Source organism: Herbaspirillum sp. (assembly GCF_017744395.1).
Taxonomy (GTDB): domain Bacteria; phylum Pseudomonadota; class Gammaproteobacteria; order Burkholderiales; family Burkholderiaceae_D; genus Herbaspirillum.
In genome coordinates, this window is the sequence record NZ_JAGIBI010000004.1 from 136,781 (window position 1) to 155,475 (window position 18,695).

The 18,695-nt window shown below is 63.2% G+C and carries 14 protein-coding genes; 10 read left to right on the plus strand and 4 right to left on the minus strand.

Annotated features, from left to right (window positions below; genetic code table 11):
• Positions 1 to 3 precede the first annotated feature (3 nt).
• From aceF to gshA, 4 genes are all read right to left on the minus strand, one after another.
• Entirely contained in the window at positions 4 to 1,659 is a 1,656-nt protein-coding gene (aceF, locus tag J7548_RS13140) for a dihydrolipoyllysine-residue acetyltransferase (RefSeq protein ID WP_290975057.1), read from the minus strand.
• Between the two features lie 175 nt (positions 1,660 to 1,834).
• Positions 1,835 to 4,531, minus strand: coding sequence for a pyruvate dehydrogenase (acetyl-transferring), homodimeric type (gene aceE, locus J7548_RS13145; RefSeq protein WP_290975058.1), 2,697 nt, complete (start codon positions 4,529 to 4,531; stop codon positions 1,835 to 1,837).
• Positions 4,532 to 4,591: 60 nt separating this feature from the next.
• Positions 4,592 to 4,951, minus strand: a complete 360-nt coding sequence (locus tag J7548_RS13150; RefSeq protein WP_290975059.1) for a hypothetical protein — start codon at positions 4,949 to 4,951, stop codon at positions 4,592 to 4,594.
• Between the two features lie 106 nt (positions 4,952 to 5,057).
• Complete coding sequence (gshA, locus tag J7548_RS13155) at positions 5,058 to 6,656, minus strand: glutamate--cysteine ligase (protein ID WP_290975060.1); 1,599 nt, start codon at positions 6,654 to 6,656, stop codon at positions 5,058 to 5,060.
• 251 nt (positions 6,657 to 6,907) lie between these two features.
• On the opposite strand from gshA, the gene folD reads away from it, so the two are divergent.
• From folD to J7548_RS13205, 10 genes are all read left to right on the plus strand, one after another.
• Positions 6,908 to 7,753 (plus strand): bifunctional methylenetetrahydrofolate dehydrogenase/methenyltetrahydrofolate cyclohydrolase FolD, encoded by an 846-nt coding sequence (folD, locus tag J7548_RS13160; protein ID WP_290975061.1) that lies wholly within the window; start codon positions 6,908 to 6,910, stop codon positions 7,751 to 7,753.
• Between the two features lie 25 nt (positions 7,754 to 7,778).
• The gene (locus J7548_RS13165) at positions 7,779 to 9,851 is read left to right on the plus strand and encodes a M3 family metallopeptidase (RefSeq protein ID WP_290975062.1); all 2,073 of its coding nucleotides are present in this window, start codon (positions 7,779 to 7,781) and stop codon (positions 9,849 to 9,851) included.
• Positions 9,852 to 9,950: 99 nt separating this feature from the next.
• Entirely contained in the window at positions 9,951 to 10,370 is a 420-nt protein-coding gene (locus tag J7548_RS13170) for a DNA polymerase III subunit chi (RefSeq protein ID WP_290975166.1), read from the plus strand.
• Between the two features lie 5 nt (positions 10,371 to 10,375).
• A complete protein-coding gene (locus tag J7548_RS13175) occupies positions 10,376 to 10,723 on the plus strand; it encodes a hypothetical protein (RefSeq protein ID WP_290975063.1) in 348 nt (115 codons plus the stop codon).
• A gap of 174 nt (positions 10,724 to 10,897) precedes the next feature.
• Positions 10,898 to 12,208, plus strand: a complete 1,311-nt coding sequence (locus J7548_RS13180) for a D-amino acid dehydrogenase (protein ID WP_290975064.1) — start codon at positions 10,898 to 10,900, stop codon at positions 12,206 to 12,208.
• 324 nt (positions 12,209 to 12,532) lie between these two features.
• Positions 12,533 to 13,432, plus strand: a complete 900-nt coding sequence (lpxO, locus tag J7548_RS13185; protein ID WP_290975065.1) for a lipid A hydroxylase LpxO — start codon at positions 12,533 to 12,535, stop codon at positions 13,430 to 13,432.
• Positions 13,433 to 13,884: 452 nt separating this feature from the next.
• A complete protein-coding gene (locus J7548_RS13190; protein WP_290975066.1) occupies positions 13,885 to 14,952 on the plus strand; it encodes a GGDEF domain-containing protein in 1,068 nt (355 codons plus the stop codon).
• Positions 14,953 to 15,279: 327 nt separating this feature from the next.
• Positions 15,280 to 16,359, plus strand: coding sequence for an asparaginase (locus J7548_RS13195; protein WP_290975067.1), 1,080 nt, complete (start codon positions 15,280 to 15,282; stop codon positions 16,357 to 16,359).
• A gap of 252 nt (positions 16,360 to 16,611) precedes the next feature.
• Positions 16,612 to 16,851 carry a hypothetical protein gene (locus tag J7548_RS13200; RefSeq protein ID WP_290975068.1) on the plus strand — a complete coding sequence of 80 codons (240 nt, stop codon included), beginning with the start codon at positions 16,612 to 16,614 and terminating at the stop codon, positions 16,849 to 16,851.
• A gap of 250 nt (positions 16,852 to 17,101) precedes the next feature.
• Positions 17,102 to 18,535, plus strand: coding sequence for an NAD-dependent succinate-semialdehyde dehydrogenase (locus J7548_RS13205; protein ID WP_290975069.1), 1,434 nt, complete (start codon positions 17,102 to 17,104; stop codon positions 18,533 to 18,535).
• The last annotated feature ends 160 nt before the right edge of the window (positions 18,536 to 18,695 follow it).

Sequence of the window (18,695 nt, forward strand, 5' to 3'; positions counted from 1 at the left end):
TGATTAGAGCAAGGACTTGCGCAGGTCGCTCAGCACGTCGGCCAGGTAGGCCGAGAAGCGTGCGCCCATTGCGCCGTCGATGACGCGGTGGTCGTACGACAGCGAAGTCGGCATCATCAGGCGCGGCACGAACTGCTTGCCGTCCCACACCGGCTTGGTGACCGACTTGGACAGGCCCAGGATCGCCACTTCCGGCGCGTTGATGATGGGCGTAAAGGCGGTGCCGCCGATGCCGCCCAGCGACGAGATGGTGAAGGTCGCGCCCTGCATGTCGGCCGGCTTGAGCTTGCCTTCGCGCGCCTGGGCCGACAGCTCGCCCATTTCGATGGCGATCTGGCTCACGCTCTTCTGGTCGGCGTTCTTGATCACCGGCACCACCAGGCCATTGGGCGTGTCCGCCGCGAAGCCGATGTTGTAGAACTGCTTGAGGATCAGGTTTTCGCCCTTGGCGTCCAGCGAGGAGTTGAAGGCCGGGAATTTCTTCAGCGCCGAAACGCTGGCCTTGATCACGAACGCCAGCATGGTCAGCTTGACCGGCGACTTGGCCTTGGCGTAGGCGGCGTTGGAAGAGACGCGGAATTCTTCCAGCTCGGTGACGTCGGCTTCGTCGAACTGCGTGACGTGCGGGATCATCACCCAGTTGCGGTGCAGGTTGGGGCCGCTGATCTTCTTGATGCGCGACAGCGGCTGCAGCTCGGTGGCGCCGAACTTGGAGAAATCCAGCGACGGCCATGGCAGCAGGTCCAGGCCGGCGCCGCTGCCGTTCTTGCCGGGAGCCGCGGCGACCTGGGTCGAACCGGCCATCACGCCCTTGACGAAGTTCTGCACGTCGATTTGCTGGATGCGGCCCTTGGGACCGGTAGCCGGCACGCGCGCCAGGTCCACACCCAGTTCGCGCGCGAATTTGCGCACGGACGGCGAGGCGTGGGCCTTGCCGCCGCTGCTGGTGGCCGATGCGGTGGCGATCGCCGCCACCGGCGCGGCTGCCGCAGCCGCGGCCGGAGCTGCCGCCGGTGCGGGGGCCGCAGCGGCAGGCGCGGGCGCTGCCGCCGGAGCGGCCGCGGCCGGCGCGCCGCCGGTGGTTTCCAGTGTGGCGATGATGCTGCCCTTGGCGACCTTGTCGCCCAGCTTGACCTTCAGCGCCTTGATCACGCCGGCGTGGCTGGACGGGATTTCCATGCTGGCCTTGTCGGACTCGACGGTCAGCAGCGATTGCTCGGCCTTGACGGTGTCGCCCACCTTGACCATCAGTTCGATGACTTCGACTTCCTTGAAGTCGCCGATGTCGGGCACTTCGATTTCAACCAGACCGCCTGCCGCGGCCGGTGCGGGCGCGGCTGCAGGAGCCGGCGCGGGGGCCGAAGCCTGTGCCGCGGCGGGAGCTGCGGCCGCGGCCTGCGGCGCCGCAGCGGCGGCAGCGCCGGCGCCCTCGACGATCAGCAGCAGCGAGCCTTCGGCGACCTTGTCGCCGACCTTGACCTTGATTTCCTTGACCACGCCGGCCTGGCTGGAGGGGATCTCCATGCTGGCCTTGTCGGATTCGACGGTAATCAGCGACTGGTCGACCTTGATCGTGTCGCCTACCTTGACCATCACCTCAATGACTTCGACTTCCTTGAAATCGCCGATGTCCGGGACTTTTACTTCGACTTGACTCATCTGTTGCGCTCCGTTTGTTCTGTATCCGCGTGTTGAAGGTCTTGCAGCCTGCAGGCAGAGTATGTCACGACAGGCTGCCAACCTTCACTGCTTTCATCCGTTTTGGTTCAACGCATCCGCGACGCATCCCCGCGGTCAGTCTGGCTGAGGCGGGGATGGTCGGGTCGGTCGGGACTTACTGGGTCACCGGGTTCGGTTTTTCCGGATTGATGCCGTACTTGGCGATCGCTTCGGCGACGACGGAAGGCTTGATCTTGCCTTCATCGGCCAGCGACTTCAGTGCCGCCACGGTCACGTAGTGACGGTCCACTTCGAAGAACTCGCGCAGCTTGGCGCGGGTGTCCGAACGGCCGTAGCCGTCGGTGCCCAGCACCTTGTAGGAGCGGCCCTTCGGCACGAAAGCGCGGACCTGTTCGGCATAGGTGCGCATGTAGTCGGTCGAGACCACGATCGGGCCGTCGGTGCCTTCCAGCGATTGCTCGAAGTAGCTCTTCTTGGCGGTTTCGGCCGGGTGCAGCATGTTCCAGCGTTCCACGTCATGGCCGTCGCGGGCCAGCAGCGTGAACGACGGCGCGGACCAGACGTCGGCGTCGACCTTCCAGTCGTCGCGCAGCAGGTCGGCGGCGGCGATGACTTCGCGCAGGATGGTGCCCGAACCCAGCAGTTGCACGCGCAGCTTGTTCTTCTTGCCGCCTTCGTTCAGCAGGTACAGGCCCTTGAGGATGCCCTCTTCCTGGCCCGGCTTGAGGCCCGGATGCGCGTAGTTCTCGTTCATCACGGTGATGTAGTAGAACACGTCTTCCTGGTTGGCCACCATGCGGCGCAGGCCGTCATGGATGATCACCGCGACTTCGTGGGCGAAGGTCGGGTCGTAGGGGATGCAGTTCGGGATCGCCGAGGCGAACACGTGGCTGTGGCCGTCTTCGTGCTGCAGGCCTTCGCCGTTCAGGGTGGTGCGGCCGGCGGTGCCGCCCATCAGGAAGCCGCGCGCGCGCATGTCGCCTGCCGCCCATGCCAGGTCGCCGATACGCTGCAGGCCGAACATCGAGTAGTAGGTGAAGAACGGGATCATCACGCGGTTGTTGGTCGAGTACGAGGTCGCCGCGGCGATCCACGAGCTCATGCCGCCCGCTTCGTTGATGCCTTCCTGCAGGATCTGGCCGGCCTTGTCTTCGCGGTAGTACATCACCTGGTCCTTGTCGACCGGTTCGTACAGCTGGCCGACCTGGCTGAAGATGCCGATCTGGCGGAACAGGCCTTCCATGCCGAAGGTACGCGATTCGTCGACCATGATCGGCACCACGCGCGGTCCCAGGTTGGGGTCGCGCAGCAGCGCGGTCAGCACGCGCGAGTAGGCGGCGGTGGTGGAGATTTCACGGCCTTCTGCGGTCGGTTCCAGCATCGCCTGGAAGGCGGACAGCTCGGGCACCGGCAGCTTCTCGTCGGCTTGCGGGCGACGCTGCGGCAGGTAGCCGCCCAGGGCCTTGCGGCGCTCGTGCAGGTACTGCATTTCAGGCGCGTCGTCGGCCGGCTTGAAGAACGGGATGTTGGGCAGCTCGGCGTCCGAGATCGGCAGCTGGAAGCGGTCGCGCATGGCGCGGATGGCTTCGTCGTCCAGCTTCTTGGTGTTGTGCGCGGTGTTGCGCGCTTCGCCGGCCTTGCCGAAGCCGTAGCCCTTGATCGACTTGGCCAGGATCACGGTCGGCTGGTCCTTGGATTCCTGCGCGACCTTGAAGGCGGCGTAGATCTTGTGCGGGTCGTGGCCGCCGCGGGTCAGGCGCCAGATGTCGTCGTCGGACATCTTGCTGACCATTTCCAGCAGCTTGGGATGCTTGCCGAAGAAGTGCTTGCGCACGTAGGCGCCGTCCTTGGCCTTGTAGTTCTGGTACTCGCCGTCGACGGTTTCCATCATCACCTTTTGCAGGATGCCGTCCTTGTCCTTGGCCAGCAGCTCGTCCCAGCCGCTGCCCCAGATGACCTTGACCACGTTCCAGCCGGCGCCGCGGAAGTCGGATTCCAGTTCCTGGATGATCTTGCCGTTGCCGCGCACCGGACCGTCCAGGCGCTGCAGGTTGCAGTTGACCACGATGACCAGGTTGTTCAGCTTTTCACGGCCGGCCATGCCGATGGCGCCCATCGATTCCGGCTCGTCCATCTCGCCGTCGCCGCAGAAGGCCCAGACCTTGCGGTTTTCGGTGTCGGCGATGCCGCGCGCGTGCAGGTATTTCAGGAAGCGCGCCTGGTAGATCGCCATCAAGGGGCCCAGGCCCATCGACACGGTCGGGAATTGCCAGAATTCCGGCATCAGCTTCGGGTGCGGGTAGGAAGACAGGCCATGGCCGTCGGCTTCGCGGCGGAAGTGGATCAGCTGGTCTTCGGTCAGGCGGCCTTCCAGGAAGGCGCGCGCGTAGATGCCGGGCGAGGAGTGGCCCTGGATGTACAGCAGGTCGCCGCCGTGGTTTTCGGTCGGGGCGTGCCAGAAGTGGTTGAAGCCGATGCCCAGCATGTTGGCCAGCGAGGCGAACGAGGACAGGTGGCCGCCCAGGTCGCCGTCGACGCGGTTGGCCTTGACCACCATGGCCATGGCGTTCCAGCGCATCCACGAGCGCAGGCGCTCTTCATATTCGAGGTTGCCGGGGCAGTGCTCGCCCTGGTCGGCGGGAATGGTGTTGACGTAGGCGGTATTGCTGGAAAACGGGATATAAGCGCCGCGGCGGCGGGCCAGGTCGACCATGCGCTCCATCAGGTAGTGGGCACGATCCGGACCTTCCTTCTCGATCACGGCTTCGAGGGCGTCGAGCCACTCCTGGGTTTCCATCACATCTGGATCATTGGCGGCCTGCGCCAGGACTTGGTCGATTTGGGCTGACATGTCATGTCTCCTGTTTGTTGAAGATCCGGCCGGTCCATTGGACTGGCCGGGTCGGTAGGTTCATTCAGTACAAATAGTCGCCGGCGATGATGCGCGGAAAACCAAGCCTACAGCGCTAATGTACGGTTTTCCAGCCTTGAGGACGACGCATTTTATCAGGGAATTTTCTATTTTCAAATTGCGATAATTGATCTCATAATTCGAAATATTGCTGCAAAGCGGCACAAACAGGGGCTTTCCGGCCACCGTATTTTTACGGTCAGCACGATAATCGGTTTGTTTTCGCCGTGTTTGCATTGCCGCAAAATGGCTCCGAGGGACAGGTTTCCGGCGACGGGCAGGCACAACAGCCCGGCGGATCGGGCAAAAAAAGATGTCGGCAAAAGATAAATTTTTCAGCCGAAACCGGACGTCCACCATCGGCGAAATGCCGTATCGGCGCGATGACGACCGCATATCCCATATAAGGATATGTATATAGAAAGGCAGTGGAATATGGGCCGGCGAAACGGCCGGCCCCGGAAGCTCAGACGCTGATATTGCCCAGCGTGCTGGCGCGGTAGGCGGCGACGAAGGTATCGAAGTCGCCGGTCTGGGTACGCTCGATCTCGCGCTGGGCATCCAGCGAAGCCTGGGCGATGGCGGTGAAGTCGGCGACCTGCGCCGCGTCCAGCGGCCGGGCCAGCATCTGCTCGGCCTGCGCCGTGCTGTTTTGCAGGGCCCAGCCGGGGAAGGAATTGCCGGCCGCGCGGATCTCGCGCAATACGCGCGCCGATGGCGTGGCATCGGGATCGGCCAGCTTGGCGCGCTGGGCCGCCATGCTGTCGCGGTGGGCGTTGCCGCCGGCCTGCCGGTCCAGCAGTTCGGCCACCGGCGCCATGCGCTCCAGCAATTGCTCGCCCCACTCCCGCAGGCCGATGGCGCGGCCCTTGAACTGCAGCTGCAGGCCGGGCTGGCGCCCTTGCTTGACGGTGGCCATGAAGTTGGCGCGGTTTTCCGTGCCCTCCTGGTCCGAGGTCAGGCAACTGTCGTCGAAGGCCAGGAAATGCAGGAACACGTCGAGGAAACGCGCCGCCTGCAGGTTGATGCCGAGCGGATCGAACGGATCGATGTCCATGCAGCGCACTTCCACATATTGCACGCCGCGCGCCGACAAGGCCTGCACCGGGCGCTCGCCGCTGTAGATGACGCGCTTGGGGCGGATCGACGAATAGAACTCGTTTTCGATCTGCAGGATATTGGTGTTGATCTGCACCCACTCGCCATCGCGCTTGGTGCCGATCGCCTCGTACGGCGGATACGGCTCGCTGACCGCGTGCGCCAGGCTGCGGATATAAGCCGGCAGGTTGTTGTAATGCGGCGTGATGTTGGCCTGGGCATTGTTCTGGTAGCCCAGGTCGCTCATGCGCAGGCTGGTGCCGTAGGGCAGGTAGAGCGTGTCGTCGGACAGCGTCGCCAGCTGGTGCTGCGGGCGGCCGCGCAGGAAATTGGTCGCCAGCGCCGGCGAAGCGCCGAACAGGTACATCAGCAGCCAGCTGTAGCGGCGGAAATTGCGGATCAGGGCGATATAGCGCTCGGACTGGTAGTCGCGCCGCGAGACCGAGGCGTCGACCTCCTTGTCGTTCTCGCGCAGCACATCCCACACGCCTTCGTTGAGCGAGAAGTTGTAATGGATGCCGGCGATGCATTGCATGGTTCGGCCGTAACGCAGCGCAAGGCCGCGGCGGTAGACGTGCTTCAACATGCCGATGTGCGAGCTGCCGTACCAGGCGATGGGAATCTCGTCCTCCGGCGGCAGCACGCAGGGCATCGAAGCGTTCCACAGGATCTCGCCGCCCAGCCTGGCGTAGGCGAAGCGGTGGATCTCGTCCAGCCGCTGCAGGGCCGTGGCGATGTCCTGCTCGGCGGGCGTGATGAACTCCAGCAGCGACTCGGAATAATCGGTGGTGATCAGGTCGTTGGTCAGCGCCGAACCCAGCGCCGGCGGGTGCGGCGTATGCGCCAGCTGCCCGTGGCGGTCGACCCGCAGCGTTTCGCGTTCCACGCCGCGCAAGCCCTGGCCGAGCAGCGCGATATGTTGCGGGCTGGCGAGCTGTTGCAGGCGTTGGTTCAGCAAATCGGTCATGCGGGCGTCCTTCGGAAATGGTGTCGTTGCGCTTTGGTTGCCGGAGCATAACCGAAATTGAAATTCCCCGTCGGGGACGGGGCAAAATGCCCGCATGGTGGAATACAGGGCATTTTTATTGAAAAAACGACAATTAAGCTCCCCTGCCTGCGGTCGTCGCCCGGCCGCGCTCGTTTTATAATGTTGGGTTTTCATCGCTCCCGGCGCCGTCCGGGCGCTTTCGCCACCGCTCCTGCCTCTATATATCTGCCATGCCAGCTCAACTGATCGACGGAAACCTGCTCTCCCAACAACTGCGCGCCGACGTCGCCAAACGCGCCGCCGCCCTGACCGCCAAAGGCAAGCAGCCCGGCCTGGCGGTGATCCTGGTCGGCGACAACCCGGCTTCCCAGGTCTATGTGCGCAACAAGGTCAAGGCCTGCGAAGACAACGGCCTGTACTCCGTGATGGAGAAATACGATGCCGCCATGACCGAAGCCGACCTGCTGGCGCGCATCGACGCCCTGAACCAGGACCCGAAGATCAACGGCATCCTGGTGCAGTTGCCGCTGCCGGCCCACATCGACGCGCACAAGGTGATCGAAGCCATCGCTCCCGAAAAGGACGTGGACGGTTTCCACATCAGCAACGCCGGCCTCCTGATGACCGGCCAGCCGCTGTTCCGCCCCTGCACCCCGTACGGCGTGATGAAGATGCTGGAGTCGATCAACTATCCGGTGCGCGGCGCCAACGCCGTCGTGGTGGGGGCCTCCAACATCGTCGGCAAGCCGCAGGCGATGCTGCTCTTGCAAGCGGGCGCAACCGTCACCATCTGCAACTCCAAGACCCGTGACCTCGGCGCGCATACCCGCAACGCCGACATCCTGGTGGTGGCCACCGGCAAGCGCAACATCGTCACCGCCGACATGGTCAAGCCGGGCGCCGTGGTGCTGGACGTCGGCATGAACCGCGACGACAACGGCAAGCTGTGCGGCGACGTCGACTTCGCCAACGTGAAGGAAGTCGCCGGCTACATCACCCCGGTGCCGGGCGGCGTCGGCCCGATGACCATCACCATGCTGCTGGTCAACACGATCGAAGCCGCCGAACGCACCTGATATTGAACTGAATAGAGAAGACTCCATGACCACCGACATCGCCGCCAATCCCCTGCTCGACTTTTCGGGCTACGCCCAGTTCGACGCCATCAAGCCGGAACACGTCACGCCCGCGCTGGACAAGCTGCTGGCCGACGCCGGCCGCCTGGTGACCGAACTGGAAGCGCCGATGGCGGAGGTCACCTGGGACAACTTCGTCGAACCGCTGGAATCCGCCACCGAAAAGCTGGGCCGCGCCTGGAGCGTGGTCGGCCACCTGAACTCGGTGATGGATACGCCGGCGCTGCGCGCCACCTACAACGAGAACCAGCCGCGCCTGGTGGAATTCTGGACCGGCCTGGGCCAGAACCTGGCCTTGTTCGAGAAGTACAAGGCGCTGCAGGCCAGTCCGGCCTTCGCCTCGCTGTCGGCCGCGCGCCGCAAGGTGGTGGACAACGCGGTGCGCGACTTCCGCCTGTCCGGCGCCGAACTGCCCGACGACAAGAAAGAACGCTTTGCCGCCATCCAGGAAAAGCAGGCGGCGCTGACCACCCGCTTCTCCGAGAACGTGCTGGACGCCACCAACGACTTCGGCCTGTTCGTGGAAGACGAAGCCGAACTCGCCGGCCTGCCGGACGACGTCAAGCAGGCCGCGCGCGCTGCCGCCGAGAAGGACGGCAAGCCGGGCTTCAAGTTCACGCTGCACTTCCCCTCCTACTTTCCGGTGCTGCAATACGCGGACAACCGCGCGCTGCGCGAGAAGATCTACCGCGCCAACGCCACCAAGGCGTCCGAACTGGGCGCCAAGCCGGAATGGGACAACAGCGCCAACATCGACGCCATCCTGAAACTGCGCAAGGAAGAAGCGCAATTGCTGGGCTACGCCAACTTCGCCGAAGTCTCGCTGGTGGCCAAGATGGCGCAATCGCCGGCGGAAGTCATCGCCTTCCTCGAAGACCTAGGCCGCCGCGCCCGCCCCTTCGGCGAAAAGGACTACGCCGAGCTGAAGGCCTTCGCCAAGGAAAAGCTGGGTCTGGACACGCTGGAAGCCTGGGACAGCACCTATGCTTCCGAAAAGCTGCGCGAGCAGCGCTACGCCTTCTCGGAACAGGAAGTGAAGCAGTACTTCCCCGAACACAAGGTGGTGGGCGGCCTGTTCCAGGTCGCGCAGCAACTGTTCGGCGTGACCATCAAGCCCGACACCGCGCCGGTCTGGCACAAGGACGTGAAGTTCTTCCGCATCGAACGCGACGGCCAGCTGGTCGGTCAGTTCTACCTCGACCTCTATGCGCGCAGCGGCAAGCGCGGCGGCGCCTGGATGGACGACGCCCGCGCGCGCCGCCTGACCGCCAGCGGCGTGCAGACCCCGATCGCCTACCTGGTGTGCAACTTCACCGAACCGGCGGTGGTCGATGGCGTGGCCAAGCCGGCGCTGTTCACCCACGACGAGGTGATCACGCTGTTCCACGAGTTCGGCCACGGCCTGCACCACATGCTGACGCAAGTCGATGAAGTCGGCGTGTCCGGCATCTCCGGCGTGGAATGGGATGCTGTCGAGCTGCCGTCGCAGTTCATGGAAAACTTCTGCTGGGAATGGGATGTGCTGCAACACCTCTCGGCCCATGCCGACACCGGCGCGCCGCTGCCGCGCGCGCTGTACGACAAGATGATCGCCGCCAAGAACTTCCAGTCCGGCCTGCAGATGCTGCGCCAGGTGGAATTCTCGCTGTTCGACATGCTGATCCACTATGAATATGAAGTGGGCGGCGGCAAGACCGTGCAGCAGTTGCTCAACGAACTGCGCGACCGCATCGCCGTGATCCGTCCGCCTGAGTTCAACCGCTTCCAGCATTCGTTCTCGCACATCTTCGCCGGCGGCTATGCGGCGGGCTATTACAGCTACAAGTGGGCCGAAGTGCTGTCGGCCGACGCCTACAGCGCCTTCGAAGAAGCCGCCGCCGGCGGCGGCAACGTGGTGTCGATCGAAACCGGCCGCCGCTTCCAGCAGGAAATCCTGGCGGTGGGCGGCTCGCGCCCGGCGATCGAATCGTTCAAGGCCTTCCGCGGCCGCGAACCGCGTATCGACGCGCTGCTGCGCCACAGCGGCATGGCAGCCTGATCCAAGGCTCGCGCCTGCAACCCCGACGGCCTGCCCCTTGGCAGGCCGTTTTTCCATACGCGCATGGCAGCGCCAGCCGCGAACCACTATACTTCCGCCATGACCCGCATCGACTTCCATAGCAACGTCCCACACAAGCTCGCCTATGCCTGCCGCCTGGTACGCAAGGCGCGCGGCGCCGGTACCCAGATCGTGCTGCGCGTGCGCGACGGCCGCGAACTGCAGCAGCTCGACCAGGCGCTGTGGACCTTTTCCGAGCAGGACTTCCTGCCGCACGTGGCCGCCGGCGATCCGCTGGCCGCACAAACCCCGATCATCCTGACCGCCAGCGACGATATCGAGTTGCCGCATCACCAGGTGCTGATCAACCTGTCGGGCGAAACGCCGGTCCATTTCGCCCGTTTCGAGCGCATGCTGGAAATCGTTTCCGCCGACGACGCCGACCGAGCCGCCGGCCGCGAGCGCTACCGTTTCTACAAGGAACGCGGCTATCCGCTGTCCCACTTCGTGGCCGCCTGAACACCATGAATCACGACGACAACGGCATCCCCCTCCTGACCGAGGTCATCCCGATGGTGCCGCCGCCCGCTGCCGCCCCCCAGGCGCCGTCGCCGTCCGAAACGGCCATCCCGGCCGCCGAACAATATCGCCAATGGCAGCAGGAAATCAGCGAAAACGTCCTGCAAACCCTGCTGGAACAAGCGGATTCCGTGCTGCAACAACATCTGCAAGACCAGATGGCGGTGGTGCTGGACAATATCTCCGATATCCTGACGCAGCGCGTCAAGGAAAGCCTGCGCCAGGCGCTGACGGAAACCGTGACCCGTGCGGTCGCCGAAGAGATGGCCCGCTTCTCATCTTCAAAAAAATAAATATTTATATTTTTTTCTTTGTTTTTTGAATAAAAAAATCCTCATTGCTTAATATGAGAGAAAAAAATTCTCCAGTATTGAACACATCGGCAATCCGGAAATTCTTACAATGCTGCTATTCGCCGGCAGCGGGCATCATCGCGCGCCGGATCACGCATCAACCGGGAGAGTGAGATGAAAGTCATCGTATTGGGGGCAGGCATTATCGGAACCGCTTCGGCATGGTTCCTGACGAAAGAAGGCTATGACGTCACCGTCATCGAACGCCAGCCCGGCGCGGCGCAGGAAACCAGCTTCGCCAACGGCTGCCAGATTTCGGTCTCGCACGCCGAACCCTGGGCCAACCCGTCGGCCCCGATGAAGGTGCTCAAGTGGCTGGGCAAGGAAGACGCCCCGCTGCTGTACCGCTTCCGCCCCGAATGGCTGCAATGGAAATGGGCCGTGAACTTCCTGCGCGAATGCACCGCCGCCCGCACCGATGAAAACATCCGCAACATCGTCGCCCTGTGCGAATACAGCCGCCAGACCCTGCAGGCGGTGCGCGCCGAAACCGGCATCCAGTACGACCACCTGACCCGCGGCATCCTGCACTTCTATACCGAGGAAAAGGAATTCCAGGAATCGCTGCCGGCCGCCAAGCTGATGCGCGACCTGGGCTGCCCGCGCGAATCGATCGGCGCCGACGAAGTGGTGAAGATCGAACCGGCGCTAGCCTCGATCCGCAACAAGATCGTCGGCGGCGATTTCACTGCCACCGATGAGTCGGGCGACGTCTACAAGCTGACCACGGGCCTGGCCAAGAAGGCCGAGGAAGCCGGCGCGCAGTTCCGCTTCTCGACCACCATCACCCGCCTGATCACTGAAGGCGCAGGCGCCTCGGCGCGCGTGACCGGCGTGGAAATCATCAACCCGGACGGCCGCCATGAAGTCCTGAAGGCCGACGCCTTCGTGGTCGCCATGGGCAGCTTCTCGCAGCCGCTGGTCAAGCCGCTGGGCATCGACCTGCTGCTCTATCCAGGCAAGGGCTACTCGGCCACCTACAAGGTCACCAACCCGGACGCCGCGCCCACCGTCTCGCTCACCGACGACGGCTACAAGCTGGTGGTCTCGCGCCTGGGCGACCGCCTGCGCGTGGCCGGCACCTGCGAACTGAACGGCTACACCCGCGAGCTCAACACCACCCGCTGCGAAGCCATCACCCGCCGCACCCGCGAGCTGTTCCCGGACGGCTGCGACTACGACAACCCGGTCTACTGGACCGGCCTGCGTCCGCTCACGCCCTCCAATGTCCCGTACGTCGGCAAGACCAAGTTCAGCAACCTGTACCTGAACACCGGCCACGGCACCCTGGGCTGGACCATGGGCTGCGGCTCCGGCCGCGCCATCGCCGAGATCGTCGCCGGCCGCGTGCCGGAAATCGACTTCGCCTTCACCGGCCTGCCGCGCTGGAACCGTGCCCGCCCCGCCGTGCAGCAAGCCGCCTGACAAGACGAACCGTTTCATCCTTCACTGTTGTTGTCCCTCGCGGACCGGGTTTCCCGGTCCGCTTTTTTATTGCCGGCTTGATTTCCCTCATACAAGCCCGCCCGGCGCGCCCAAAGCCGCAGGAACGCTTACATTTGCTGGCATCCCCTTGGTGTAGAATCGTTGCCTTGCTCCGCGCTGCGCGGACTATGCCCGGGAACCGGTTCTGCGCCTTCTGGCGCTTTCTGCGGTTGATTCCCCCCGATCCGACGCCATCTGGCAGATATCTTTCGCGTCGTCGGCCAACACCGGCCAACGGCCTGCAACACACAAGAGGACCATGCAATGAAGTGGGTAATCGTCTTTATTTACCTGTTTTCGATCTTTTTCATCCATTTCCGCGGACGCGTGCGGCTGCCCTTCCTGCGCCAGTTCTTCGACCACTCGTCGATCATGTCGCCGATCAACGTGTTCATGTACGCCTTCTCGCGCGTTCCGGCCGTGCCTTATCCGGCCGTGCGCGAATTCAAGGAACTGGCGATCATCGACGAGAATTGGGAAACCATCCGCGACGAAGCCGTGGCGCTGCAGAATCTGGCCAAGATCAAGGCCGCCGAAAAGAATGACGACGCCGGCTTCAACTCTTTCTTCAAGGCCGGCTGGAAGCGCTTTTACCTGAAGTGGTACAACGCCAGCCACCCTTCTGCCGAGAAATTCTGCCCCAAGACCGTCGAGATCCTACGCCGCATCCCCTGCGTGAAAGCCGCGATGTTCGCCGAACTGGCGCCCGGCGGCACGCTCAATCCGCACCGCGACCCCTATGCCGGCTCGCTGCGCTACCACCTCGGCCTGGTCACGCCCAACGACGACCGCTGCTTCATCGAAGTCGACGGCCAGCGTTATAGCTGGCGCGACGGCCAGAGCGTGGTGTTCGACGAGACCTTCATCCACTGGGCGCAGAATGGCGCCGAGACGAACCGTATCATCCTGTTCTGCGACGTCGAACGCCCGCTGCGCTACCGCTGGGCCGAAGCCATCAACGGCTTCCTGGGCCGCACCATGATGACCGCCGCCGCCTCGCCCAACGAGACCGGCGACCAGACCGGGCGCGTCAACAAGCTGTTCCGCTTCGTCTGGCTGGCCGGCCAGTACCGCCGCCGCTTCAAGAACTGGAACAAGACGGTCTACCGCATCACCAAGTTCGCCCTGATCGTCGCGGTTGCCTTGCTGATCATCTACGCCTGAGCGCACACGGCACGCAAAACCGAAAACAATATAAAAAAATCGCCGGCATCGACCGGCGATTTTTTTTACCCCTTTTTTACTGCGCCTGGTTCGCGCTTCCGCTCCCTGCGCACCCCGAAAATAAAAATCCTCTCCAATCATCACAGGAGCGTGGTCCGGGCATATCTACCCGCCCTCCTCTCACACCCTGGGCGCATTAACGAAAATCAAAAAACTATCAAATAGGTGCGTAACTATGTCTCACATCAGGACAAAATTTCCAGCCGGAAATGAATTGAATATTTTCGATTTCAAACTGTAGAAACTACTTCATCCCATTGCATGCGAACGTGTAAAATCATCCCGCTTCCTTGCTTGCTTCATGGCGTAATTCCTGCATAAGTGCTGCTACATTGCGCGAATGGCGAAGCACGACATCCGAGTACCGACCATACATCAAGAATAATGGGCTCATGCAGGACATCGACGACGAGATGAAGAAACCGCTGCTCAAGCATCTGGTAGAGATCACCGCCCATCGGGAGCATTCCCGCCTGGCGCTCTCCGTCATCTCCGCCCTGTACCAGCTCACCGATGTGCAAGAGATCCGCATGCTTGACATCTTCAACATGCGCGACGCGTATTACGTCCAGGAAAAGATGGTGATCCGCAACGGCGAGATCCACACCATCGACGAGCACACCACCGACGATCCCAAGGAACCGCTGTCGAACTACCCGGCGATGATGGCCTGCATCCGCAGCCATCTCCCCGAATACGCCGAAACCGCCGACGACGGCGCGCACCTCCTCTGGCTGCCGGTATGGCTGCACGGCAAAATGAATTCCTGCCTCGCAATCCGCAGCGACAGCGCCCTTGATCAGTCGAAGCTGGATGTCATTCGGGGCATCTTCCATGTCTACTGCAATTACCAGAGCCTGCTCGACTACAGCGAGCGCGATGCCTTGACCGGCCTGTTCAACCGCAAGACCTTCGACGAGCAATTCACCAAGTACGCTTTCGCCATCGCCCCGCACGAGTCGCATTCGCTGGAGAAGAACGAGCGCCGCCACGACGACGCGGGCGAGGCCAAGGGCCATTGGCTGGCGGTGGTCGACATCGACCACTTCAAGCAGGTCAACGACCGCTACGGCCACCTGTACGGCGATGAAGTGCTGATCCTGGTGGCCAACATCCTGCGCGCTTCCTTCCGCAGCCACGACCGTATCTTCCGCTTCGGCGGCGAGGAATTCGTCATCCTGCTGCGTTCGACCACCCTGTCGGATGCGCGCAAGATCTTCGACCGTTTCCGCCAGAACGTCCAGGAATACGATTTCCCGCAGGTCGGCAAGGTCACGGTCAGCCTCGGCTTCGTCGGCATTTCGCGCGAAACCCCGGTGGTCATCCTCGGCCACGCCGACCAGTCGCTGTACCACGCCAAGGAAAACGGCCGCAACCGCATCTGCTTCTACGAAGAACTGGTGAACTCGGGCGTGCTCAATTCCGGCATCACCACCAACGACACCGTCGAATTCTTCTGACGCCTGCTCCGGCAAACGCATCCCGGGCCGCCTTCAAGGCGGCTTTTTCTTGTCCGCCCGCGCCCGCTCCTGCTCGCCAATGCCATCGCTGTATTCGGCCAGTTTCCTGCTGCACTGCGCAACCCGAGGCGCTCCCGGCTCGCATCTTCCGGTTCATGCGTTTGGCGCATCCACCCATGTTTTAAAAGCATGAGACATCGCAATCCGGCTTTCGTATGATCGCTGCGTTCCGCAACATGCAAGCGGGGCCGGCCGTTTCGACGGGCCATCAAAACAACGAGAGCGAGCCGCGAAACGGACTTACCAACCGTCACCAGGAGACTTCAAATGCAGCAGGCAAAATTCAAACAAATCGGCACTGTCATGATCATGGCGGCGGCTTTCGCCGCCATGAGCGTATCGGCGCAGGCGCAGGAAAAGAAACCCAACGTCGTGGTCATCGGCACCGGCGGCACCATCGCCGGCGCGGGCGCTTCCAGCGTCAACACCGCTGCCTACCAATCGGCCGTGGTGCCGGTCGACAAGATCATCGCCGCCGTGCCGGAAGTGTCCAAGATCGCCAACGTGCGCGGCGAACAGATTTTCCAGATCGGCAGCGAAAGCTTCAATGACGAACGCCTGCTGAAACTGGGCAAGCGCGTCTCCGAACTGCTCAAGCAAAGCGATGTGGACGGCGTGGTGATCACCCACGGCACCGACACCATCGAAGAGACCGCCTACTTCCTCAACCTGGTGTTGAAGAGCGAGAAGCCGGTGGTGGTGGTCGGCTCGATGCGCCCGGGTACCGCGCTGGGCGCCGACGGCGCGCTGAACCTGTATGACGCGGTGCTGGTCGCCAGCAGCAAGGAAGCCGCCGGCAAGGGTACGCTGGTGGTGATGAACGACGAGATCCACTCCGGCCGCGACGTCACCAAGAGCAACTCGTTCAAGGTCGAGACCTTCCGCTCGCCCTATGGCCCGCTGGGCTACGTGGTCGAAAACAAGCTGACCTTCTACCGCCTGCCGGCCCGTCCGCACACCACCCAGACCGAATTCGACATCGACAAGATCAGCAGCCTGCCGCGCGTGGACATCGCCTACAACTACGGCAACGTCAGCCGCGCCGCCTATGACGCCTTCGTCAACGCCGGCGCCAAGGCCATCATCCATGACGGCACCGGCAACGGCAGCGTGGCCGAGCAGATCGTGCCGGTGCTGCAGGAAATCCGCGGCAAGGGCGTGCAGGTCATCCGCGCCACCCGCACCGGCAGCGGCGTCGTGATCCGCAACGGCGAACAGCCTGACGACAAGTACGACTGGGTCGTCACCGACGACCAGAATCCCCAGAAGGCTCGCATCCTGGCCGAACTGGCGCTGACCAAGACCAACGACTCCAAGGAACTGCAAAAGATCATGTGGAAGTACTGATCGGCATTCCCTGGCGCCAACCGGCACAGACCGGGCACAGACCGGAAAGAGTTGTGTTGCAAAAACTGAGTTCTGCTCAGTCCCCTCTTGGCCCCGCTTCGGCGGGGCTTTTTTCATCCGCGGCGCGCGTGCCGTCCCGGCGTTGGCAGCCTGCCAAGGCTTCCTCCACGGCAATGGAAATGTCCTCTCCCGGCCCCGGAACATTCCCTCTTCCAGCGCAGTCTCATCAGACTTCACCAAGAGGAGAACGCCATGGACAAACGGCTTGCCTTGCTGACAAGCATCGCCGAACTGAAGAGCTCCCACGACGAAGCTGCCATGATGCTGTCGCACATCATGCTCAACGCCATCCGCTCCGCCAGGCATGAGGATGGCGGCCCGCCGCTGAAGTCGGTACGCCAGTACCGCAAGGCCATCAAGGAACTGAAGATACGTTGCCTGCAGGTGGAAATGATCCTGGCCGAAATGGAGATCCCCCAGCACGTCCATTGACGGCATGGCAGGCCGCGAGCGCCTCTTATCCAATCCTTCTCCGCTACATCCGGGGCGGCCTGCGCGCATGCGCGATGCGTGGTATAACTATCCTCCTCGCAGGCATGGCCCCATCCACAAGCAACTGGCCGGCCCGCCCATCAACAAGACACCGCCAGAGCTGTTGCCATCACCATCATTCTTGCCCGCCGTGCAAGCCGCAACCGCCGGCGGCGGCATCCCTGAAACTCCTGAACAACGAGGACCGCACATGTATAAGGACGTACAGCTTTTCATCAACGGCGAATGGACCGCCAGCGTTTCCGGACGCACCATTGACGTCGTCAACCCCGCCACCGAAGAAGTCATCGGCAAGATCGCCCACGCCGGTCGCGAAGACCTCGACCGCGCCCTGGCATCGGCCCAGCAAGGCTTCGAAGTGTGGCGCAACACCTCCGCCTTCGAACGCTCCAAGATCATGCGCCGCGCCGCCAACCTCCTGCGCGAACGCGTCGACGAGATCGCCCGCCTGATGACGCTGGAGCAAGGCAAGCCGCTGGCCGAAGCCAAGATGGAAACCCTGGGCGCGGCCGACACCATCGACTGGTTCGCCGAGGAAGCCCGCCGCACCTACGGCCGCCTGGTGCCGGCCCGCGTGCCTGGCGCCTACCAGATGGTGATCAAGGAGCCGGTCGGCCCGGTGGCCGCCTTCACGCCCTGGAACTTCCCGCTCAACCAGGTGGTGCGCAAGCTGTCGGCGGCGTTGGCCGCGGGCTGCTCGATCATCGTCAAGGCGCCGGAAGAGACCCCCGCTTCCCCGGCCGAACTGATCCGCGCCTACGCCGATGCGGGCGTGCCGGCCGGCGTCATCAACCTGGTCTACGGCGTGCCGGCTGAAATCTCGGAATACCTGATCCCGCATCCGGTGATCAAGAAGATCTCCTTCACCGGCTCCACCCCGGTCGGCAAGCAACTGGCGGCGCTGGCCGGCCTGCACATGAAGCGCGCCACCATGGAACTGGGCGGCCACGCCCCGGCCATGGTGTTCGACGATGCCGACATCGACACCGCCGCCAAGCTGCTGGCCGCTTCCAAGTTCCGCAACGCCGGCCAGGTGTGCGTCTCGCCGACCCGTTTCCTGGTGCAGAAGAACGTGTTCAACGCCTTCGTCGACAAGTTCGTCACCTATGCCGAACAACTGAAGGTCGGCAACGGCATGGACGCCGGCACCACCATGGGTCCGGTGGCCAACAAGCGCCGCATCCCGGCGCTGGAATCGCTGATCGACGACGCCGTATCCCAGGGCGCGCAACTGCGCACCGGCGGCAAGCGCATCGACGGCCGCGGCTACTTCTTCCAGCCCACCGTGCTGACCAACATCCCGCTGTCGGCCCGCGTGATGAACGAGGAACCGTTCGGCCCGCTGGCGCTGATCAATCCGTTCGACACGCTCGACGAAGTGATCGCCGAAGCCAACCGCCTGCCCTTCGGCCTGGCCGCCTACGCCTTCGCCAAGTCGGCGCAGACCAAGCACGCGCTGGCCGCGCGCGTGGAAAGCGGCATGCTGACCATCAACCACCTTGGCCTGGCCCTGCCCGAACTGCCGTTCGGCGGCATCAAGGACAGCGGCTACGGTTCCGAAGGCGGCACCGAGGCGATCGAGGCCTATATCAATACCAAGCTGGTGACCCAGCTGGATGTCTGATCGGGTCGGATGAAATGAAAATGGCGAACCGGAATTTCCGGTTCGCCATTTTTTTATCTGCGGCTCAATTCACCGTCGTCCTGACGAAAGTCAGGACCCAGCGTCGTTCGCCGCATCACGCCAACTCCGGTTAATCGCCACGGACGACACTGGATCCCGG